A 20,275-nucleotide genomic window follows, 5' to 3' on the forward strand; every position below is an offset into this window, starting at 1 on the left:
GGGACCCCCACCCGTACGGTGCCGCCACCGGCACCGGCCACCGCGAAGGGAAACACCATGGGCAACTGGCTGCACACGACGGTCGCTTACCTGCAGACCCGCGCCGCCCGCGGCGACAAGGGCCAGACGGCGGTGGAGTACCTGGGGATCATCGCGGTGGTGGTGGCGATCGTGCTGGCGATCACGGGCACGGATATCGGGCAGACCATCTACAACGCCATCAAGGACAAGATCACCGAGGTCACCGGAGCCTGATGCCACGTCGCCGACACGGCGACGCCGGGCAGGCCTTTCCCATCTACATCACGGTAGTGGGGGGCCTGCTTTTCCTTGCTTTCGCCTACCTCGCGGTCGGCCAGGCGGCGGCGAACCGGAACGGAGCCCAGACGGCCGCTGACGCGGCGGCACTCGCGGCGGCTCAGGACGGTCGTGAGCGCATGGTGGATCTCTGGGTGGAGAACGTTCTCGATCCGGCCGAGTGGCGGGACATTTTCGCCGGCGACCTCATCGGACTGGAGGAGTCCTGTTGGCGGGCAGAGGAACTCGCGGCGGACAACGACGCCGGCGTGCTGTCCTGCGGCGCGGACGGGACCTTGGGTGTCACGGTCGAGGTGCAGACCGACAAGACCGTCGGAGAGTCCATTGTCCCCGGAACGGAGAACGACAGGTCGCGCGCTACCGCGACGGCTGTGATCGAGCCACGCTGCACTTTTGAACTTCCCGTCGGGGAGGCAGGGGACGACGAACTCCCTCCGCTCAACTGTGAAGGCGGCGAAGAGTGGAGTCTGGATCCCGAAGATCTTGAGGTACTGCCAGACCCTGAAGATCTGTTCGACGTCCATCTGGCCGACTGACAGTGAACGACGAAGGATGAAGGAAGCAAAGGCATGAGCGTGCGATTCGCCACGAAGGCCCGCAGGGGAATGGTCGCGCTGACTGTCGCGATCGGCCTGGTCACCGGTGTCGTCGGATGCGGCGGCGGAGGCGGCGACGACGACAAGCCGGAAGCTTCGCCCTCGGCGTCCAGCGACGGTGGCTCCGAGCCGGGCACTCAGGAGAACAAGTCGGAGACCCCGCTCGCCGAGCTGAAGGGACCTGACGGCCTGCTGCTCTCCATCACCTCGGCGGAGCGTGACTCCGGAGGCTTCGTCACTGTCAGCGGTGCGATGAAGAACGACGGCGAGAAGACCGTCAACGTGCCGGCACAGCTGAGCGGCAACGAGACGGAGATCATTCGGAACGGCAGTTCGCTCGGCGGAGCGTCCCTGGTCGACTCCAAGAGCAAGAAGCGGTACTACGTCCTTCGCGACACCGACGGCCGCCCGCTCACCACGACCAACTTCCCGGCCATGAAGCCCGGTGAGTCCGTTCCTGTCTTCATGCAGTTCCCCGCGCCGCCTGCGGACAGTACGGATGTGACCTTCCAACTCCCCATGTTCTCGGCCACGGCCGTCACGATCTCCGGGTGAGGCACCCCATGACCCACACCCGGCTCACCGTGCTCCTCACCGCATCCGTCCTCCTCCTCGCCACCGCCCCCCTCGCCCGTGCCGACGACGCGCCCAGCGTCCCCCCGGGTACCGAGGCCACCGCCTCCGCCCCCGTCGAACTCGACCCCAACGACCCCGACCTCAAGCTCCCCGAAGGGGCCACGCTCGCCGGGGCCAAGGTGCTGGACATCAAGTCGGTCGTCGAGGACCAGAGCGGCGACGAGCGGCGGGAGGACACCAACACGGACGTGAAGTTCGCCCTCCAGGCCGAGGTCCTCTTCGGCAAGGACAGCGCCGAACTCGGCGGCGAGGCCAAGGCCCGCATCTCCGGCATCGCCCAGGAGATCAAGGCGCAGAACGCCACCAGGATCCGCGTCTTCGGCTTCACCGACGACCTCGGTTCCTCCGCCCACGGCGACGTCCTGTCCAAGAAACGCGCCAACGCCGTGCACGACGTCCTCTCCCAGGAACTGAACGACGCCGCCCTCACCTACGAGGTCCGTGGCTACGGCGAGCAGTACCCGATCGCCGACAACTCCACCGAGCCGGGACGCAAGAAGAACCGCCGGGTGGAGGTCTCCTTCCCGCGTACGGAGAACTGACCCGACCGCACGACCGCACGACCGGCACGACCGGAGCACAGCGCGGGCGGGCGGTGGCTAGCGGGCGGCCGGCTCCACCCGTACCTCGGTCCCGGCCCGCACCCCCCACCCCGCCATCGCCCCGGCCTCCGCCTCCAGCACATGCCGGGCCCGCAGCCGTGGGCGGCCCAGCCGCCCCGGTGCCATCGTCCGTACCGCGACGACCCTGAACCGCCGGTCCAGGTAGGCCACGTCGATCGGTATCCGCATCCGGAAGGTGTGCACGCTCGCGGCGGGCGTCAGCAGCATCGCGCCGTCGACCCCGTCCCGCCCGAGCAGCCCCCTGGTCCGCGCCCGGTACGACGCGGCGATCTCCAGCGGGACGCGTACGTCCCCGACGAGCAGCGTGCCCCGTCCGTCCCGCAGTCGGCGCCGACTCACCCGATCCCCTCCCACCGTGGCCGATCCGCCACCCTGGCACACCGGCGCCGGGCCGTGCCCCTTCCGCCCCGGAAATCCCGTTGAGCGCCTGCCCGGCCCCCGGATAGGAAGGCGGCATGAACGCCCCCACCCCGCCCTCGTCCCGCACCTTCGAGGAACTCGTCGCCGAAGGCGCCGCCGTCCCCACCGAAGGGTGGGACTTCTCCTGGTTCGAGGGAAGGGCGAGCGAGGAGCGGCCCTCGTGGGGGTACGCGGCCTCGTTGGCGCGGCGCTTGGCCGGCGCCGGTGCCGTGCTGGACGTCCAGACCGGCGGCGGCGAGGTGCTGGACCACGCGCTCGGCGCCGCCGGGGGACGCCCCCGGCTGACCGTCGCCACCGAGAGCTGGCCGCCGAACGCCGCCAAGGCCACCGCCCTGCTCCGGCCGCGCGGCGTCGCGGTCGTCGCCGTACCGGAGGACGCGCCGCTGCCGTTCGCCGACGGCGCCTTCGACCTGGTGGTGAGCCGGCACCCCGTGACGCCGCACTGGACGGAGACCGCCCGGGTGCTGGCGCCCGGCGGCACCTACTTCGCCCAGCACGTGGGCCCCCGCAGCGTCTTCGAGCTGATCGAGTACTTCCTCGGGCCGCTGCCCGGGGCGAGCCGCCGTGCCCGGCACCCCGACGACGAGCGGGCCGCCGCCGAGGCCGCGGGGCTGGACGTCGTCGACCTCCGCGCGGAACGGCTGCGGATGGAGTTCCACGACATCGGCGCCGTCGTCCACTTCCTGCGCAAGGTCGTGTGGATGGTCCCGGACTTCACCGTCGAGGCGTACGAGGACCGACTGCGGGACCTGCACGAGCGGATCGAAGCGGAAGGGCCCTTCGTCGCCCACAGCGCCCGCCAGCTCATCGAGGCCCGCCGCGGGGCGTGAGCGATTCACGCCGTTCGCACCGTTTGCTGCGATTGCTCCGTCCGGGATCTCCACGGGTTTTCCACATCGTTATGGCGCATGCCGTTCCGCGACTCGATCGCGTCCCATGGGATCGCGTAAGTTCGGACCAAGTTGATTCGCGTGAGCAAAGCCGCGCGACGGGCACCGCGCAGAGGAGGGGGCTGCGCGGTGCCGGGTCAAGTGCGCGTTCGCCGACGGCGTCACCCGACAGGGCGAAGCGGAAGCTCTTCGCCGTACGGGCCCCGGCGCGCCGCCGGCCCTCGGGAACGCATCCCACGTCACCCGTTTCCCATAGGAATCCGCTGTGATCCGGTCATGATCCCGGCATGAATCGAGGGTGGAGCGGCCAGCGCGGCGTCGCCGGATGAATTCGGAGAGTAGTTGTTTGGCGCCGATGCACCCAGTAGCCCTTACGAAGGGTTATGGTGGAAACCCCCCCTCGGGCCGGTCCGTCTCCCCCCCACGGACCGGCCCGTTTTTTGTGCGCCCGGACGAGTGGCCGGACAGGTGGCCGGAGGCGTGGCCGCACGGGCGGACCGGGGTGGCCGGGGCGCGTGTAACGAACAGTTCATCAGTGCGCCGTCATATGCCGTTGCATGGCGGCGCTCGTTCGAGGGCATAAAGCCATCAGGTCGACACCCGAACCACGGGTGTCGGATCTCAGCGGGCGGCACGGGGCCGTCCGTCCGGGAGGCCCTTTGCACCAGCCCGACCGTGTGGTTACGGCACGGAAGAAGCAGTGGAGGGCCGGTCCCCGGCCCGAGCGGTGTGTGCATCGCGGCCGACGACCGGTCCAGCCCCACTCCGTCGCTCCCCGACCTCATCCGAGGGGGTACGTCCTTCCGTGGTGACCAGCGCAAAGCGCCCCAAGCCAGACCGGCGCACCTATGTTCTCGACACCAGTGTCCTGCTGGCCGATCCGAACGCTCTCAGCCGCTTCGACGAGCACGAGGTCGTGCTCCCGATCGTCGTGGTCACGGAGTTGGAGGCCAAGCGGAACCATCCCGAACTCGGCTACTTCGCCCGGCAGGCCCTGCGCCTCCTGGACGACTGCCGGGTCCGGCACGGCCGCCTGGACGCCCCCATCCCGATCGGAGAGCTGGGAGGAACGCTCCGGGTCGAACTGAACCACTCCGACCCCAGCGTGCTGCCCAGCGGCTACCGGCTGGGGGACAACGACTCCCGCATCCTCGCCGTCGCCCGCAACCTGCAGGCCGAGGGGTTCGACGTCACCGTCGTGTCGAAGGACCTCCCGCTCAGGATCAAGGCGTCCTCCGTCGGGCTCCTCGCCGAGGAGTACCGGGCCGAACTGGCCATCACGGACTCCTCCGGCTGGACCGGGATGGCCGAGCTGACCCTGCCCGGCGAGCAGGTGGACGTCCTCTTCGAGGAGGGCCACGTCTTCGTGCCGGAGGCGGCCGACCTGCCCGTGCACACCGGACTGACCATCCAGTCCGAGCGCGGCAAGGCGCTGGGGCGCGTGACACCCGAGGGCAACGTCCGCCTGGTGCGCGGCGACCGGGAGGCGTTCGGCATCAAGGGCCGCAGCGCCGAGCAGCGGATCGCGCTCGACCTCCTCCTCGACCCGGACGTCGGGATCGTCTCGATGGGCGGCCGGGCCGGCACCGGCAAGTCGGCGCTGGCGCTCTGCGCGGGCCTGGAGGCCGTCCTGGAGCGCCGGCAGCACCAGAAGGTGATGGTCTTCCGTCCGCTCTACGCGGTCGGCGGGCAGGAGCTGGGCTATCTGCCGGGCACCGAGGCGGAGAAGATGAGCCCCTGGGCGCAGGCGGTCTTCGACACCCTGTCGGCGGTCACCAGCCGGGAGGTCATCGAGGAGGTGACCGCGCGCGGCATGCTGGAGGTGCTGCCGCTCACCCACATCCGCGGCCGGTCGCTGCACGACGCGTTCGTCATCGTCGACGAGGCCCAGTCCCTGGAGCGCAACGTCCTGCTGACGGTCCTCTCCCGGATCGGCGCCGACTCCCGGGTCGTTCTCACCCATGACGTGGCACAGCGGGACAATCTCCGCGTCGGTCGCTACGACGGGGTCGTGGCGGTGGTGGAGAAACTGAAGGGGCATCCGCTCTTCGCGCACGTCACGCTCACCAGGTCCGAAAGGTCCCAGATCGCGGCGCTCGTGACCGAAATGCTGGAGGACGGCCGCATCTGACGAACCCGCCCCGTACAGGGCCGGTAGCACGGCGTAGGGCGCCGTCCGGAAAAGGCAACGAGCCTATCCGGGCGGCGCCTTCGCGTGCGGGAGTTTCCGTGAATCACCTGGGGCAAACGGCATGTGAGCTTTCACACGCAACTCAAGATTGCCTCGCGACGTCCGGTTACGGCAGAGTCTCGTTCCTGTCAGGCCCCGCATACGACACACGTGTACCTCCAGAGGTACGGCACCACAGTTTCAACTCCATAGCAGCGTCGTATGCCGCCCGCGCACCACGCGGCACTCCCTCACCGGGAGTTGCCCACCGGGCCCGTGCCTCCCGTGACCCGTAGTTGTGGAGGCCAGCGCCAGGGGCACGATCGCGTCCGCGAGGGTCACCGCAGCGGGCGATGCTGGAAGGAAACCGTGTGAGCCGGATCTCGGTCCGGGGATTCGCAGTGGCCTCGGCCACGGCGGTCACCGCTGTCGGTAGCGTCGTCGGTGTTGCCTCGGGCAGCACCGCGCAGAACAACGACGCAGAAGCCACGGCCAGCGGCACGACGCTCCTCGCGGACATCCCCGCCGGGCAGCAGGCCCAGGTGCAGACCGCCTCCCTGACGCAGCAGGCCGACGCACAGGCCATCGCCGCTGACGCGGGCGCCAAGAAGGTGGCCGAGGAAGCGGCTCGCAAGGCCGCCGCCGAAACCGCCGTCGCGAAGAAGAAGGAAGCCGACGAGGCGGCGAAGAAGGCCGAGCAGGAGGCCAAGGAGCGCGAGGAGGCCAAGGAGAAGGCCAGCCGCGACGCTGCCCGGACCGACATCTCCACTACCACGGTCCAGAGCTCGTACACCACCGCCGAGATCCAGGCGATGGCGCGGCAGGCGGTGCCGAGCGGCCAGTTCCAGTGCTTCAGCAACATCGTGGACCACGAGTCCAGCTGGAACTACAAGGCGGTCAACGCCTCCTCCGGTGCCTACGGTCTCTTCCAGGCGCTGCCGGCCTCCAAGTACTCCTCGGTGGGCTCCGACTGGCAGACCAACCCGGCCACGCAGATCAAGTGGGGCCTGAACTACATGAACGAGCGGTACGGCAGCCCGTGCGACGCCTGGGCGTTCTGGCAGGCCAACCAGTGGTACTGAGCCGTACCCCGCGGTCCGTGTGACCGCTCTCAACCCCGCGCGGCCCCTCACCGTCCTACGGTGAGGGGCTTTCGTGTGTCCGCCATGTACGGTCGGACGCGGACGGCTCCCGGGGGGAGTGGTGGGGAAAGACGGGGGAAGAGGACGGATCATGTCGCGAGTGCCAGGGTGGATCGGACGGGTCGGCGCCGGTCTGACCCATGTGAGCCGGACGCTGGACCAGCGCCGTGCCGAGGCGGAGCGGGCGGAAGCCGCCGAGACGGACCACCCCGAGCCCTATGACCGGACGCCGGAGCCCGTCGGCCACCGGCCGTCGGTGGCCACCGTCCGGCCCGACCCGGCGCAGGCCGTGCCCTGGGGTGTACGGGTCGCCGCCGAGGCGGGCTGGCGGCTGCTGGTCCTGGCCGGGACCGTCTGGGTGCTGATGAAGGTGATCAGCGCCGTCCAGCTGGTCGTCTTCGCCTTCGTCATCGCCCTGCTCATCACGGCGCTGCTCCAGCCGACGGTGGCGCGGCTGCGCCGCCACGGGGTGCCGCGCGGACTGGCCACGGCCCTCACCGCCGTCCTGGGGTTCGTGGTGATGGGCCTGATGGGCTGGTTCGTGACCTGGCAGGTCATGGAGAACATCGACAACCTCTCCGACCAGGTCCAGGACGGCATCGACGAACTGCGCCGCTGGCTGCTCAACAGCCCCTTCCACGTCACCGACAAGCAGATCAACGAGATCGCCAAGAACCTGCGGGACGCGGTCGGCGCCAACACCGACCAGATCACCTCCGCCGGTCTGGAGGGCGTGACGGTCGTCGTGGAGACCCTGACCGGCATCCTGCTGGCGGTCTTCTCCACCCTGTTCCTGCTCTACGACGGCAAGCGGATCTGGGAGTGGACGCTGAAGCTGGTCCCGGCCGCCGCCCGCCCGGGTGTCGCCGGCGCCGGTCCGCGTGCCTGGCGGACGCTGACCGCGTACGTGCGCGGCACGGTGATAGTGGCCCTGATCGACGCCATCTTCATCGGCCTCGGCATCTACTTCCTCGACGTCCCGATGGCCGTGCCGCTGGCCGTGTTCATCTTCCTGGGCGCGTTCGTGCCACTGGTCGGCGCCGTGGTGTCGGGCGCCCTGGCGGTCGTCGTCGCACTGGTCACGCAGGGCGTGTTCACCGCCGTCATGGTCCTGGTCGTCGTCCTCGCCGTGCAGCAGATCGAGGGGCACATCCTCCAGCCGTTCATCCTGGGCCGCGCGGTCCGCGTCCACCCGCTCGCGGTGGTCCTCGCGGTCGCCGCCGGCGGTCTGGTGGCCGGCATCGGCGGCGCGGTCGTCGCCGTACCGCTGGTGGCGGTGACCAACACGGTCGTCGGCTATCTGCGGGCGTACTCCCGGGAGGCCACGCTGCGGCAGAGTCCGAAGCCGCACGGCGCGACCGCGACGGACGCCGCCCCGGCGGTGGCGGCGGACGCGACCGCGACGGAGGCGGCGCCGCCCGGACCGGCCGGCCCGCCGCCGTCCGACGAGCCGCCCGCGTAGACCGCGCGAACGCTGAAGGGCCCCGCCCACCGTGAGGTGGGCGGGGCCCTTCGCGTGAGCGGGACTATTCGGCGAGGACAGCCTCCGCGTCCAGCGTCACGCCGACGGCCTGGACCACCGACGCGATCTTGAACGCCTCCTGCACGACCTCGCGGTCGACACCGGCCTTGCGCAGCACCTGCTCGTGCGAGTCCAGGCACATGCCGCAGCCGTTGATCGCGGAGACCGCGAAGGACCACAGCTCGAAGTCGGTCTTGTCGACCCCGGGGTTGCCGATGACGTTCATCCGCAGACCGGCCCGCAGCGTGCCGTACTCGTGGTCCGACAGCAGGTGGCGGGTGCGGTAGAAGACGTTGTTCATCGCCATGATCGCGGCGGCCGACTTGGCGGCCGTGTACGCCTCGGGCGACAGGTTGGCCTTCGCCTCCGGCTCCAGCTCGCGCAGCACGATCGGGGAGCGCGAGGCGATCGCCGTCGCCAGCACGGTGCCCCACAGCTGCTGCGCCGGGAGGTCGGAGTTGCCGATGACCGAGCCCAGGTTGAGCTTCAGGTCCTTGGCGTAGTCCGGTACGGCGGACTTCAGGTTGTCGAGAGACATGTCAGCTCACTCCCCCGACAGCAGCGCGACCGGGTCCAGCGTCTCGTCGCCCTTGCTCCAGTTGCACGGGCAGAGCTCGTCCGTCTGGAGGGCGTCGAGGACCCGCAGGACCTCCTTGGGGTTCCGGCCCACGGAACCGGCGGTGACCATCGTGAACTGGATCTCGTTGTTCTGGTCCACGATGAAGACGGCGCGCTGCGCGAAGCCGTCCTCGCCCTCGATGCCGAGGGCGCGCATCAGCTCGTGCCTGGAGTCGGCCATCATCGGGAACGGCAGGTCGGTCAGGTCCGGGTGGTCCTTGCGCCAGGCGTGGTGGACGAACTCGGAGTCGCCGGAGAAGCCGAGGATCTGCGTGTCGCGGTCGGCGAACTCGTCGTTCAGCTTGCCGAAGGCCGCGATCTCGGTCGGGCACACGAAGGTGAAGTCCTTGGGCCAGGCGAAGACGACCTTCCACTTGCCCTCGTAGGACTTGTGGTGGATCTGCTCGAACTCCTTGCCCTTCTCCAGCGAGACGCAGGCGGTCAGTTCGAACTCGGGGAACTTGTCACCGACAGTGAGCACACGCTCTCCTTGCAGCGAAGAAACACCCATTTTGCAGGTGTTTCCCATGGGTTGGACCGTTCTGATGTTGGCACAGGGTGCATTGATTACGGAAATAGCTACACTCGGTCGAGTTGATCGGAGGCAGTTATCAGTACGGTCGGTAACAAGCCGAGGCAGCCGAGCCTCTCCCAGCTCCGCGCGTTCGCCGCGGTCGCCGAGCATCTGCACTTCCGGGACGCCGCCGCGGCGATCGGGATGAGCCAGCCGGCCCTGTCCGGCGCCGTCTCGGCGCTGGAGGAGGCACTGGGTGTCACCCTCATCGAGCGTACGACGCGCCGGGTGCTGCTCTCGCCCGCGGGGGAGCGGCTCGTCGTCCGCGCCAAGGCCGTGCTGGCGGAGGTCGGTTCCCTGCTGGAGGAGGCGGCGGCCGTACGCGCTCCCTTCACCGGCGCGCTGCGCCTCGGCGTCATCCCGACCGTCGCGCCGTACGTCCTCCCCGCGGTCCTGCGCCTCGCCCGCGAGCGCTACCCTGACCTCGACCTCCAGGTCCACGAGGAGCAGACCGCGAGCCTGCTGGACGGCCTCACCTCCGGGCGGCTCGACCTGCTGCTGCTCGCCGTCCCCCTCGGCATGCCCGGCGTCGTCGAACTCCCGCTCTTCGACGAGGACTTCGTGCTCGTCACCCCGCTCGGCCACCACCTCGGCGGCCGGGAGGGCATCCCGCGGACGGCCCTGCGCTCGCTCAACCTGCTGCTGCTCGACGAGGGGCACTGCCTGCGCGACCAGGCGCTCGACATCTGCCGGGAGGCCGGACGCGCGGACGTTCCTGCGACCACCACGGCCGCCGGGCTGTCCACGCTCGTGCAACTCGTCGCGGGCGGCCTCGGTGTCACCCTGCTGCCGCGCACCGCGGTCCGGGTGGAGACCTCCCGCTCCAGCCAGCTCCTCACCGCCTGCTTCGCGGAGCCCGCGCCGACCCGGCGGATCGCGCTCGCGATGCGCACGGGTGCGGCGCGGGCCCAGGAGTACGAGGAGCTGGCGGCGTCCCTGCGGGAGGCGGTCCGCGCCCTGCCGGTGCGGGTCGCGGACCCCGGCTCCGGTCGCTGACCTGCTCCGCGCCGGCCTACTCCGTACGGAGCCCCTCCGGCCGCGCCAGCTTCAGCAGCGGCGGCAGGCTGAACACCGTCACCAGCAGGACCACGCCCGCGCCGACGCCGGTCATCGACAGTACGCTCGCCCAGTCGACGCCGACCGGCGTGTCCGTGAGCCTCAGCAGGACGGTGCCGAGCGTCAGACCCACGACCGAGGAGAGCACCAGCCCGAGCGCGATCGGGATCGCCGTCTGCCACAGCACCGACAGGCCCAGCGTGCGGCGCCGGGTGCCGAAGGCGACCAGGGACGACAGCAGCTTCCTGCGCTCACGGAGCTGCTCCAGCTGCGACACCAGCAGGCTCGCACCGATCAGCGCCAGCACACAGGAGGCGCCGACGAAGAGACCCGTGCGGATGACGGTGAACTCCCGGTTGGTCGTGGTGTCCGACCAGACCATGGACTCCGCGTGCGGGTCGACGGCGGCCGCCGTGTTGCGCACCAGGTCGTGCACGTCCGGGTAGGCGTCGTCCAGCTTCAGGTAGATCTCGCCGGCCAGCCCCGGCTTGAGGCTGTCCGGTACCGCCTTCGGGGTGAGGAAGAAGCCGCCGGCCTGGTTGTTGGTCATGCCGAGCCGCGTCTTGGCGTCCTTCGTCCCCGCCGGCACCGTCCAGGGGACCTCCGCGGCCCTCGGGACGTCACCGTAGGTCGGGTCCAGCCAGAGCCGCGTGCCGGGCTTCGCCAGCTCGGCGGTGTCGGTGTCCCACTCGGCGTCCTTGACGGTGAAGACGTCACCGTCCTCGCAGGACGGCAGGTCGGCGACCTCCCGCAGCGCCGCGCACGTGCCGACCGTCATCCAGCTGCTCTTCTCCGGGTCCTTGTGCCGGTCGCCGAGCGAGCCCTCGTTGTAGGCGTAGACGGCCTCGACACCACCGGTGGCCTCGAACTTCGGGGCCGCGGCCGAGACCGGCACCCCGCTCTCCAGACTCACCTGCATCTGAGTGCGGGTGACGTCCTGGTCGGTGACGCTCTCGGTGTAGTCGCCGTCGACGCCCGCGAACAGCATCTGCAGGGCGATCGCCCCGGCGACGGCCACCGCGATGCCGTTGACCATGCGGGCCGCGGTACCGCTGCTCACCTGGAGGCGGCGGACGGCGAGCTGCCAGGAGACCCCGCCGCCCCCGAGACCGGCGACGACACGCTCGACGGCCCAGGGCAGCAGCGCGGTCACGCCGATCAGCAGCAGGACGACACCGCCGGTCACCAGGTACTGGTTGAAGTCGCCGTTCTCGCGGCCCTGCCCGATCATCGGGTAGAGCATCGCCAGACCGGCCAGCGGCAGCAGCAGCCGCCACCACAGCCGGCGCCGGGCCGGCTTGGCGGTGCGGACCACGCCCAGCGGCTCGATGGTCACCCCGCGCAGCGCGAACAGCGTGACCAGCACCGCGGCGGCCGGGACCGCCACCGCCACCAGCAGCGCCAGCAGCGGAGTGGGGTTCAGATAGCTCGGGAAGACACTGATGTCGAACACCTCGACGCTGCCCGCGATCTGACGGCCGACGAGGAAGAACACCGTGCCGAAGACCAGCCCGAACAACGCGCCCGCCATGGCCTCACCGGCCGCGATCCGCCGGGTCATCGCGGCGTCGGCGCCGACCAGCCGCAGGGCCGCGAGCCGCCGGTCGCGCCGCTCGCCGCCGAACCGTACGGCGGTCGCGATGAAGACCGCCACCGGCATCAGCAGCACCACGAACATCACCAGGACCAGCAGGATCAGGACCGGGTCGGTCTTCTCCTCGCCCGGGTCGCCCTGGTAGCCGTACTTGTCGATCCGGGTCGTGACGTAATAGCCGAGCCCGTCGGCCGCCAGGTCATGACCGCCCCGGTAGAAGGTCAGCTCCTGGGAGCCGACCAGGCCCTCCTCGGCGATGGTGCCGGTGATCCGGTCCGGCAGCCGCTCGCGCAGCAGCTTCCCGTCGTCCGACTCCAGCAGTTCCTTCAGCTTCGGGGAGACGACCATCTCGCCCTCGGCGGGGAAGGCGTCCACGCCGGGCGGCAGCGGGGCGCCCGGTCCCTCGGGCTCCAGCTCGCGGCCCCGGACCTCCGTCTCCCGGAACTCCGTGTCGGCCCTGCGGACCAGGAGGGTGTCGTCCGCCTTCGGCACCTCGTTGGTGTTCGAGAAGGAGAGGTCGGTCCGGGCGTCGTCCCGGTCGTGCCGGGTGGCGAGCGCGTTGGGGATCGCGGAGGTCAGCAGCAGCAGTGCCACCCCGAGCCCCACGCCGACCGCCGTCAGCAGCGCCCGGGTCCAGCCCTCGCGCCCGCCGGTGACGGCGAACCGCACGCCCATGGCCAGATCCGCGGCCCACCGCCTCATACGGCCCGCTCCATGTCCCGGGCCTTGCCGTCCCGCACGACGATCTCGCGGTCGGAGTACGCGGCCACCCGCGCCTCGTGCGTGACCAGCACGACTGCGGCGTTGGTGGACCTGGCGGCCTCGGTGAGCAGCTCCATCACCCGCTCGCCGTTGAGGGAGTCCAGGGCGCCGGTGGGCTCGTCGGCGAAGAGCACGCGCGGACCGGTGACCAGCGAGCGGGCCACGGCGACGCGCTGGCCCTGGCCGCCGGAGACCTCGCCGGGTCGCTTCTTGGCGAGGTCGTCGACCTCCAGGCGCTCCATCCAGCCGAGCGCGGTCCGCTCGGCCTCCTTGCGGGGGCGGCCGTTCAGCCGCAGCGGCAGCGCCACGTTCTCCACGCAGGTCAGCTCGGGGACGAGCTGGCCGAACTGGAACACGAACCCGAACTCGCCGCGGCGCAGCGCGCTGCGCTGGGCGTCGTTCATGGCGGACAGTTCCCGCCCGTTGTAGTGGATCGTGCCGGAGTCGGGCCGCACGATCCCCGCGAGGCAGTGCAGCAGCGTCGACTTGCCGGAGCCGGAGGGGCCCATGATGGCGACGACCTCGCCGGGGTGGATGGAGAAGTCCGCGCCGTCGAGGGCGGAGGTCGGACCGTAGGTCTTGCGCAGCTGATCGGCCGTCAGCAGGGAACCGGCGGGGGAGCTGGTCATCGGGACACCGCCTCACGGAGCTTGTCGAGGCGCGCGGCGGTCAGTTCGAGCCACCGCAGGTCGGCCTCCAGGTGGAAGAGGGCGTGGTCGCAGATGAGCTGGTCGGCGAGGTCGCCCTTCCGCTTGCGTTCGGTCAGGGCGCGCATGTGGCGCAGGTGCTCCGAGCGCTGCTCGTCGAGGAGGTCGCCCGCGTCGCGGTGCGTGAGCAGGGCGAGGACGACCTTGGTGTACAGCGTCGACTGGAGGTACGGCTCCGGCTTCTCCGGCGTCGCCAGCCACCGTTCGACGTCGGTGATGCCGGCGTCGGTGATCGCGTACCGCTTGCGCTCGGGACCGCCGCCGGCCTCGATGCCGTCGACCTCGACGAGGCCGTTCTTCAGCAGCCGGGACATCGTCGAGTAGACCTGGCCGTAGTGGAGCGGCCGGTCGTGGCCGAACTTCTCGTCGAAGGCCCGCTTCAGGTCGTAACCGTGGCGGGGGCCGGACTCCAGGAGTCCGAGCAGTGTGTGACCGATGGACATGCCGGTGACTCTACACACGGTGTATACCCGCGATGTATACGCGGTGTGTGTAGTCGGTGAGAAGGGCGGTGAACCCACAGGTGGGAGCGGGTTGTCACAGTTCCGTGACGGCGGCCGGCCACCGGGAGGAACCGGCGACCGGCCGCCGTCACCGCGGCGGGTCGTCCCTGGGGGGCCGGCCCCGGCGGGGCAGCGGGCCCGCGCCGCCGGGCAGGCGGCCGGACTCCGCCAGGGCGCGGCGCAGCAGGAACTCGATCTGGGCGTTGGCCGAGCGCAGTTCGTCCCCCGCCCAGCGGGCCAGTGCCTCGTACACCAGCGGGTCCAGCCGCAGCAGCACCTGCTTGCGCTGCTGCGGCCGGCGCCGCCCGGTGTCCTCCCCGGGAGTCTCCGTCACTGGTAGAGCGTCCCCGTGTTGAGGACCGGCTGCGCCGAGCGGTCGCCGCACAGGACCACCATCAGGTTGGACACCATCGCCGCCTTGCGCTCCTCGTCCAGCTCGACGATGTCCTCCTGGGTGATCCGGGCCAGCGCCATCTCGACCATCCCGACCGCGCCGTCCACGATCTGCCGCCGCGCGGCGACGACCGCGCCCGCCTGCTGCCGCTGGAGCATCGCCGAGGCGATCTCCGGCGCGTACGCGAGATGCGTGAAGCGGGACTCGACGATCTTCACGCCGGCCGCCTCCACGCGCGCGTGCAGTTCGACGGCGAGCTTCTCGGTGATCTCCTCGGCGTTGCCGCGCAGCGAGAGCGCGTCCTCGTCGTGCGCGTCGTAGGGGTACTCGATGGCGATGTGCCGCACGGCCGCCTCGGTCTGCGTGGACACGAACTCCACGTAGTCGTCGACCTCGAACGTGGCCTGCGCGGTGTCCTCGACCTTCCACACCACCACCGCGGCCAGCTCGATCGGGTTGCCGTAGGCGTCGTTCACCTTGAGCACCGCGGTCTCGTGGTTGCGGACACGCGTGGAGATCTTCCGGCGAGAGGTGAGGGGGTTCACCCAGCGCAGGCCGTCCTGGCGGATCGTGCCCCGGTAGCGGCCGAAGAGCTGGACGACCCGGGCCTCGCCGGGCGCGACCATGTTCAGCCCGCACATCGCGAGGAACGCCAGGACGGCGACGACGATGCCGACGATGATCATGACGGCCTTGGCGCCGGTCGAGGAGACCGCCGTGGCGGCCACGACGAGGCCGACGCCGGCCAGCAGCCCGACGAGGCCGAGCAGCAGCGCCCAGCCGCCGCCGATGCTGCGCGCCTGGAACTCCCGGACCCGCGGGGCGGGCATCTCGGGTACGTCCGCGGTGACCGCGGAACCGTGATCGGTCATGGGTGATCCCCCGTTCAGTGATTCACTCTTCTAGCTAACTGATATCACTTTACCGGAGCGAAGCAACCCTCGACACCCTCTGATCGTCGGTTCCTGAGGGAAGGGGTGCTGATTGTCACGTCCGTAAAAGGCTGGATCGGCGACCCTTTGTCACCTCTGCCGGTGCTAGTTTTCTACGCTGACCTGCTGACGGAACCTGTGTGACTTCTGAGCACACGCGAACGAAGCGGAACGGAACGGGCCAATGGGGCGAGCGGACGAGAGAAGAGCGCGACAGCGTGGCGGGCGCCGCGCGGCGCCCAGACGCCGCAGTTCGCCGGCCGCGGACGGCAAGGGCCGGATACGCCGGCTTTTCACCTGGAAGAAGCTGGTCGGCACCTTCTTCGGGCTCTGTCTGCTGGTCATGGGCGCCTTCATCGTGCTGTACATGGTGATCGACATCCCCGAGGGGAACGCCGACGCGACGCTGCAGAGCAACGTCTACAAGTACAGCGACGGCTCCGTCCTCGCCCGCAGCGGTGACCGCAACCGCGAGATCGTCGACCTCTCCAAGGTGCCCAAGGACGTCCAGCACGCCTTTGTCGCCGCCGAGAACAAGACCTTCTACGAGGACTCCGGCGTCGACCTCAAGGGCACCGCCCGCGGCCTGCTCAACACCGTCTCCGGCAAGGGCGCGCAGGGCGGCTCGACCATCACTCAGCAGTACGTCAAGAACTACTACCTGAGCCAGGACCAGACCGTCACGCGCAAGCTGAAGGAACTGGTCATCTCCCTCAAGCTGGACCGCGAGGAGTCCAAGGACTACATCCTCGCCGGGTACCTGAACACCAGCTACTACGGCCGCGGCGCCTACGGCATCCAGGCCGCCGCCCAGGCGTACTACCGGGTCGACGCCGAGGACCTCACCGTCGAGCAGGGCGCCTACCTGGCCGCGCTGCTCCAGGCGCCCAGCCAGTACGACTGGGCGGTCGCCACGGAGAGCGGCAAGAAGCTGGCCCAGGAGCGCTGGAACTACGTCCTGGACAAGATGGTCGAGCAGGACTGGCTCGACGCCTCCGACCGCGAGTCGATGAAGTTCGACGTGCCGAAGGAACCCAAGACCAACGCCGGCATGAAGGGCCAGGTCGGCTACCTCGTCGACGCGGCCGACAACGCGCTGGAGAAGCAGCTCGTCGCGGCCGGCACCGCCGAGGACTCCAAGCAGGCCGCCGCGATGGTCGAGGCCGGCGGCTGGACCGTCACCCTCAACATCGACAAGAAGAAGCAGGCCGCGCTGGAGAATTCCGTCAAGACCCAGCTCACCGGCAAGCTCGACGGCGACGAGCGGGACGTCGACGCCGACGTGCAGGCGGGCGCCGTCTCGGTGAACCCCAAGACCGGCGCGGTCGTCGCGATGTACGGCGGCGTGGACTACTTCAAGCACTACTTCAACAACGCTACCCGCGCCGACTACCAGCCGGCCTCCACCTTCAAGCCGGTCATCCTCGCCGCCGCCGTCGACCAGGACGCCGAGACCCAGGACGACGTGCCGATCACCGCGAACACGATCTACGACGGCACCAGCAAACGGCAGGTGGAGGACAACGGGACCAAGGTCGGCTTCGCCCCCGAGAACGAGGACGACGTCGACTACGGCGACATCTCCGTACAGACGGCCATGAACAAGTCGGTCAACTCCGTCTTCGCCCAGATGGGCGTCGACGTGGGGATGGACCAGGTGGTCGACGTCGCGGCCGACCTCGGCATGGCCGACGACCTCCAGGCCGTGCCGGCCCAGACCCTCGGCAGCATGGGGGCCAGCCCGCTGCAGATGGCCGGTGTCTACGCCACCCTCGACAACCACGGCAAGAAGGTCACCCCGGCCGTCGTGAAGTCCGTCGAGCACAACTCCCGCGCGGTGACCTTCCCCGACCCGATCGGCGAGCAGGTCATCAGCCGGGAGGCCGCGGACACGGTGACGTCCGTACTGACCGGTGTGGTCGACGACGGCACGGCCCGCACCTCGGTACGGGAGAACCCCAACCGCGACGGCCAGCAGGTGGCGGGCAAGACGGGTACCTCCGACAACAACAAGTCGGCCTGGTTCACCGGCTTCACGCCGGACCTCGTCACCTCCGTCGGCCTGTTCGGCGAGGACGCCAAGAGCCACGGGCAGGTCCCGATGTACGGGGCCGGCGGCGAGGAACGCGTCAACGGCGGCGGGTTCCCGGCGCAGATCTGGGCGGCGTACACCTTCGGCGTGATGGGCAGCACCAGCAAGTTCGACCTCGACACCAAGCAGGGCGCGGCGGTCGCGCCCACCACCTCGGCACCGCCGACCACGGCGTCCTCGTCACCGGCCGAGGAGGAGACGACCTCCGCGCCGCCGAGCGACGAGGAGACGACCTCCGCGCCGCCGACCGACGAGGAGACGACCACCACGCCCCCGCCGCCGGACGAGGAGACGACGACCACGACCCCGCCGCCGGACGAGGAGACGACCACCACGACCCCGCCCGCGGGCGACGACGACGAGGACGACCCCATCTGGGGCAACGACGAGCGCTAGCCGGCCGACGGCACACGAGGAAGGGCGCCCGGTGCGGACCGGGCGCCCTTCCTCGTGCGACGTCTCCGCTTCCGGGTGACGCTTCCGCACCCCCGTGCGTGACGTTTCCGCGCGGCTCAGCCCTGGCCGGGGTTCAGCTCGAACCAGACCACCTTGCCGGTGCTCAGCCGGGTCGCGCCCCAGCGCCGGGCCAGGCGGTTGACCAGGTACAGGCCCCGGCCGCCCTCGTCGGTGGCGCGGGCCTGCCGCAGCCGGGGAAGCTGCGGCACGTCGTCGCCGACCTCGCAGCGCAGCACGTCGGTGCGGAGCAGCCGCAGCGTCACCGGCCGGGAGGCGTACCGCACCGCGTTGGTCACGACCTCGCTGACCAGCAGCTCGACGGAGTCGGTCAGCTCCTCCAGGCCCCAGCGGGCCAGCGCGTGCCGCGCGAGGCGGCGGGCCCGGCCGGGCGCGGCGTCCTCCGGCTCCAGGTACCAGTACGCCACGTCGCTCGGCGCGATCCCGTCGAAACGGGCGGCGAGCAGCGCGATGTCGTCGTCCCGGTCACCGGGACCGAGCATGTCGAGGACCTCGTCGCACAGGGCTTCGAGGGGCGGCGGGTGGTCGGCGCCGGTCAGCTGCGCCGTCGCGGCGAGCTTCTCCCGCAGCTGCTCTATACCGGTCCACACGTCCCGCAGCCGGGACTCGACCAGACCGTCGGTGTACAGCAGCAGGGTGGCCCCGGCGGGCGCGTCCAGCTCCACGGCCTCGAAGTCGACCCCGCCGACGCCGATCGGCGCGCCCGGCGGCACCCGCAGCACCTCGGCCCGCCCGCCCAGGTGCAGCAGCACCGGCGGCGGATGCCCGGCGTTGGCGATGGTGATGCGGTGCGACACCGGGTCGTAGACCGCGTAGAGGCAGGTCGCCATGCGGTCGGTGCCCAGCCGCTGGGCCTGCTCGTCGAGGTGGTGCAGGACCTCCTGCGGCGGCAGGTCGAGCCCGGCGAGGGTCTGCGCGGTCGTCCGCAGCTGGCCCATGATCGCCGCCGACGTCATGGAGTGGCCCATCACGTCGCCGACGACCAGCGCTACCCGGCTGCCCGGCAGCGGGATCGCGTCGTACCAGTCCCCGCCGACCCGGGCCGTCTCGGCGGCCGGGAGGTAGCGGGAGGCCAGCCGGACGCCGGTGCAGCGCGGCAGGTTCTCCGGGAGCATCGTGCGCTGCAACTCGTCGGCGATGTACGCCTCGCGGCCGTACAGCACCGCCTTGTCGATGCCCAGCGCGCTGTGCGTGGCGAGCTGCGCCGCCACCAGCAGGTCGTCGGCCTCGAACGCGATCCGCTCCGGGCGGCGCAGGAACAGCGCCGCGCCGATCACCCGGCGCCGCCCGCGCAGCGGCGCGAGGATCGCCCGCTGACCCGGCGGGATCGTGAAGTCGGCGGTGTCACCGAGCAGTTCGGGCAGCGCCGCGCGGGCCGCCGGGGAGTCCGTGAAGACCGGCCGGACCCCGCGCAGCACCTCCGCCAGCGCGCTGCCCGGCCGCACCTCGCACAGCTCCGCGCCGACCCCGTCCAGATCGGTCGGCTCAGGCTGGACCGGCGGCACGAACCCGCCCTCGGTGTCCCGCTCGGCCGGAATGCGGTCGGTACGGCGCAGCCGCAGCACCAGCGGACCGGTGGGCCGCTCGTCACCGACCGGCAGCGGCTCGCGCAGGTAGACCAGGATCGCGTCGGCGAAGGTCGGCACGGTCGCCCGGCACAGCCCCATCACGATCTCGTCGAGGTCCATGCCCCGGGCGATCCGCCGGGTCGCGGCACCCACGAAGCGCAGCCGGTCACCGTCCCGCCGCATCGGCGTCGGCCGCCCCGGCGGCACCACCTGTCCCGTACGGCGCTCCTGCCCCGCGGGCTGTCCCGGCTCGGCCGGCGCCCCGGAGCGGACCGGGACACCCTCCATGGCCGGACGGGGGCGGTGGGTGTCCGGGTCGGCCGGCTGCTCGGTGCCCGGCTGGGTGTGCTCCGAGACTCCCACGGGCTCCCCGCCGGCCGCGCCGGTCTGCGGCGGAGGCGGCGGCGGTGGGTCCCCCGCGGGTCCCAGAGCCGGTGCGGGAAGGCCGGGGGAGCGCGGTGCCGGGGTGTGCGCCAGCGCCCCGCGGGGGTCCGTGGGGTCGACGCCCGGCTGAGGACGCTCGAAAGAGATCGGGTGCTCCGTCACGCGTGTCGAATCCATCCGTCCGCGACTGCGCGCCGCGCGTGCAGTTCGTCCCGCAGAAGTCCCGATACCCGGAACACGTGCCCCAGGAACGGAATTCCCGCGCGGTCAGCGGCTGTGCCCGTGCCGCCACCGGGCCGG

At 70.8% G+C, this 20,275-nt stretch carries 19 protein-coding genes; 10 read left to right on the forward strand and 9 right to left on the reverse strand.

Annotation, left to right across the window (positions count from 1 at the left end; genetic code table 11):
• The first annotated feature begins 57 nt into the window (after positions 1–57).
• The 4 genes from UW392_RS59860 to UW392_RS59875 are packed head-to-tail and all read left to right on the forward strand — an operon-like array spanning position 58 to position 2,092.
• A complete protein-coding gene (locus tag UW392_RS59860) occupies positions 58–255 on the forward strand; it encodes a hypothetical protein (protein WP_320783915.1) in 198 nt (65 codons plus the stop codon).
• The gene (locus UW392_RS59865; protein ID WP_320783916.1) at positions 255–854 is read left to right on the forward strand and encodes a pilus assembly protein TadG-related protein; all 600 of its coding nucleotides are present in this window, start codon (positions 255–257) and stop codon (positions 852–854) included. Before UW392_RS59860 ends, UW392_RS59865 begins: the two co-directional genes overlap by 1 nt.
• Before the next feature lie 33 nt (positions 855–887).
• Entirely contained in the window at positions 888–1,469 is a 582-nt protein-coding gene (locus UW392_RS59870; protein WP_320783917.1) for a hypothetical protein, read from the forward strand.
• A gap of 8 nt (positions 1,470–1,477) precedes the next feature.
• Positions 1,478–2,092: an OmpA family protein gene (locus tag UW392_RS59875; RefSeq protein WP_320783946.1), complete on the forward strand. Its 615-nt coding sequence runs from the start codon at positions 1,478–1,480 to the stop codon at positions 2,090–2,092.
• A gap of 57 nt (positions 2,093–2,149) precedes the next feature.
• Here the strand turns inward: UW392_RS59875 and UW392_RS59880 are convergent, their stop codons facing one another.
• A complete protein-coding gene (locus tag UW392_RS59880; protein ID WP_320783918.1) occupies positions 2,150–2,512 on the reverse strand; it encodes a DUF192 domain-containing protein in 363 nt (120 codons plus the stop codon).
• A 116-nt stretch (positions 2,513–2,628) separates the two neighbouring features.
• Between UW392_RS59880 and UW392_RS59885 the strand changes: the two genes are divergently transcribed.
• From UW392_RS59885 to UW392_RS59900, 4 genes are all read left to right on the forward strand, one after another.
• A complete protein-coding gene (locus tag UW392_RS59885; protein WP_320783919.1) occupies positions 2,629–3,423 on the forward strand; it encodes a class I SAM-dependent methyltransferase in 795 nt (264 codons plus the stop codon).
• Between the two features lie 865 nt (positions 3,424–4,288).
• Entirely contained in the window at positions 4,289–5,614 is a 1,326-nt protein-coding gene (locus tag UW392_RS59890; protein WP_320783920.1) for a PhoH family protein, read from the forward strand.
• 392 nt (positions 5,615–6,006) lie between these two features.
• The gene (locus tag UW392_RS59895; protein WP_320783921.1) at positions 6,007–6,735 is read left to right on the forward strand and encodes a transglycosylase SLT domain-containing protein; all 729 of its coding nucleotides are present in this window, start codon (positions 6,007–6,009) and stop codon (positions 6,733–6,735) included.
• A gap of 151 nt (positions 6,736–6,886) precedes the next feature.
• A complete protein-coding gene (locus UW392_RS59900; protein ID WP_320783922.1) occupies positions 6,887–8,257 on the forward strand; it encodes an AI-2E family transporter in 1,371 nt (456 codons plus the stop codon).
• Between the two features lie 64 nt (positions 8,258–8,321).
• Here the strand turns inward: UW392_RS59900 and UW392_RS59905 are convergent, their stop codons facing one another.
• Together UW392_RS59905 and UW392_RS59910 are read right to left on the reverse strand one after the other, a co-directional pair.
• Positions 8,322–8,855, reverse strand: a complete 534-nt coding sequence (locus tag UW392_RS59905) for an alkyl hydroperoxide reductase (protein ID WP_320783923.1) — start codon at positions 8,853–8,855, stop codon at positions 8,322–8,324.
• A 6-nt stretch (positions 8,856–8,861) separates the two neighbouring features.
• Positions 8,862–9,416, reverse strand: coding sequence for a peroxiredoxin (locus UW392_RS59910; RefSeq protein WP_320783924.1), 555 nt, complete (start codon positions 9,414–9,416; stop codon positions 8,862–8,864).
• A gap of 129 nt (positions 9,417–9,545) precedes the next feature.
• Between UW392_RS59910 and UW392_RS59915 the strand changes: the two genes are divergently transcribed.
• Positions 9,546–10,505, forward strand: a complete 960-nt coding sequence (locus UW392_RS59915) for a LysR substrate-binding domain-containing protein (protein WP_320783947.1) — start codon at positions 9,546–9,548, stop codon at positions 10,503–10,505.
• A 16-nt stretch (positions 10,506–10,521) separates the two neighbouring features.
• Here UW392_RS59915 and UW392_RS59920 read toward each other — a convergent pair whose 3' ends face one another.
• From UW392_RS59920 to UW392_RS59940, 5 genes are all read right to left on the reverse strand, one after another.
• Positions 10,522–12,861 (reverse strand): ABC transporter permease, encoded by a 2,340-nt coding sequence (locus UW392_RS59920; protein ID WP_320783925.1) that lies wholly within the window; start codon positions 12,859–12,861, stop codon positions 10,522–10,524.
• A complete protein-coding gene (locus tag UW392_RS59925; protein ID WP_320783926.1) occupies positions 12,858–13,550 on the reverse strand; it encodes an ABC transporter ATP-binding protein in 693 nt (230 codons plus the stop codon). Before UW392_RS59925 ends, UW392_RS59920 begins: the two co-directional genes overlap by 4 nt.
• Positions 13,547–14,071 carry a PadR family transcriptional regulator gene (locus UW392_RS59930; RefSeq protein WP_320783927.1) on the reverse strand — a complete coding sequence of 175 codons (525 nt, stop codon included), beginning with the start codon at positions 14,069–14,071 and terminating at the stop codon, positions 13,547–13,549. The genes UW392_RS59925 and UW392_RS59930 overlap by 4 nt, the downstream gene beginning before the upstream one ends.
• A gap of 148 nt (positions 14,072–14,219) precedes the next feature.
• Positions 14,220–14,465 carry a hypothetical protein gene (locus tag UW392_RS59935; protein WP_320783928.1) on the reverse strand — a complete coding sequence of 82 codons (246 nt, stop codon included), beginning with the start codon at positions 14,463–14,465 and terminating at the stop codon, positions 14,220–14,222.
• Entirely contained in the window at positions 14,462–15,397 is a 936-nt protein-coding gene (locus UW392_RS59940; protein WP_320783929.1) for an SPFH domain-containing protein, read from the reverse strand. The genes UW392_RS59935 and UW392_RS59940 overlap by 4 nt, the downstream gene beginning before the upstream one ends.
• Before the next feature lie 244 nt (positions 15,398–15,641).
• On the opposite strand from UW392_RS59940, the gene UW392_RS59945 reads away from it, so the two are divergent.
• The gene (locus UW392_RS59945; RefSeq protein ID WP_320783930.1) at positions 15,642–17,945 is read left to right on the forward strand and encodes a transglycosylase domain-containing protein; all 2,304 of its coding nucleotides are present in this window, start codon (positions 15,642–15,644) and stop codon (positions 17,943–17,945) included.
• 116 nt (positions 17,946–18,061) lie between these two features.
• Here the strand turns inward: UW392_RS59945 and UW392_RS59950 are convergent, their stop codons facing one another.
• Positions 18,062–20,152: a SpoIIE family protein phosphatase gene (locus UW392_RS59950; protein WP_320783931.1), complete on the reverse strand. Its 2,091-nt coding sequence runs from the start codon at positions 20,150–20,152 to the stop codon at positions 18,062–18,064.
• Positions 20,153–20,275 lie beyond the last annotated feature (123 nt).

The sequence above is a fragment of the Streptomyces sp. CRN 30 genome, from assembly GCF_034105845.1.

What these genes read in the sequence shown, in the direction of transcription:
- UW392_RS59860 (WP_320783915.1), top strand. Translation starts at nt 58, where the DNA reads ATGGGCAACTGGCTGCACACGACGGTCGCTTACCTGCAGACCCGCGCC.
- UW392_RS59865 (WP_320783916.1), top strand. Translation starts at nt 255, where the DNA reads ATGCCACGTCGCCGACACGGCGACGCCGGGCAGGCCTTTCCCATCTAC.
- UW392_RS59870 (WP_320783917.1), top strand. Translation starts at nt 888, where the DNA reads ATGAGCGTGCGATTCGCCACGAAGGCCCGCAGGGGAATGGTCGCGCTG.
- UW392_RS59875 (WP_320783946.1), top strand. Translation starts at nt 1,478, where the DNA reads ATGACCCACACCCGGCTCACCGTGCTCCTCACCGCATCCGTCCTCCTC.
- UW392_RS59885 (WP_320783919.1), top strand. Translation starts at nt 2,629, where the DNA reads ATGAACGCCCCCACCCCGCCCTCGTCCCGCACCTTCGAGGAACTCGTC.
- UW392_RS59895 (WP_320783921.1), top strand. Translation starts at nt 6,007, where the DNA reads ATGCTGGAAGGAAACCGTGTGAGCCGGATCTCGGTCCGGGGATTCGCA.
- UW392_RS59900 (WP_320783922.1), top strand. Translation starts at nt 6,887, where the DNA reads ATGTCGCGAGTGCCAGGGTGGATCGGACGGGTCGGCGCCGGTCTGACC.
- UW392_RS59905 (WP_320783923.1), bottom strand. Translation starts at nt 8,855, where the DNA reads ATGTCTCTCGACAACCTGAAGTCCGCCGTACCGGACTACGCCAAGGAC.
- UW392_RS59920 (WP_320783925.1), bottom strand. Translation starts at nt 12,861, where the DNA reads ATGAGGCGGTGGGCCGCGGATCTGGCCATGGGCGTGCGGTTCGCCGTC.
- UW392_RS59925 (WP_320783926.1), bottom strand. Translation starts at nt 13,550, where the DNA reads ATGACCAGCTCCCCCGCCGGTTCCCTGCTGACGGCCGATCAGCTGCGC.
- UW392_RS59930 (WP_320783927.1), bottom strand. Translation starts at nt 14,071, where the DNA reads ATGTCCATCGGTCACACACTGCTCGGACTCCTGGAGTCCGGCCCCCGC.
- UW392_RS59940 (WP_320783929.1), bottom strand. Translation starts at nt 15,397, where the DNA reads ATGACCGATCACGGTTCCGCGGTCACCGCGGACGTACCCGAGATGCCC.
- UW392_RS59945 (WP_320783930.1), top strand. Translation starts at nt 15,642, where the DNA reads ATGGGGCGAGCGGACGAGAGAAGAGCGCGACAGCGTGGCGGGCGCCGC.
- UW392_RS59950 (WP_320783931.1), bottom strand. Translation starts at nt 20,152, where the DNA reads ATGGATTCGACACGCGTGACGGAGCACCCGATCTCTTTCGAGCGTCCT.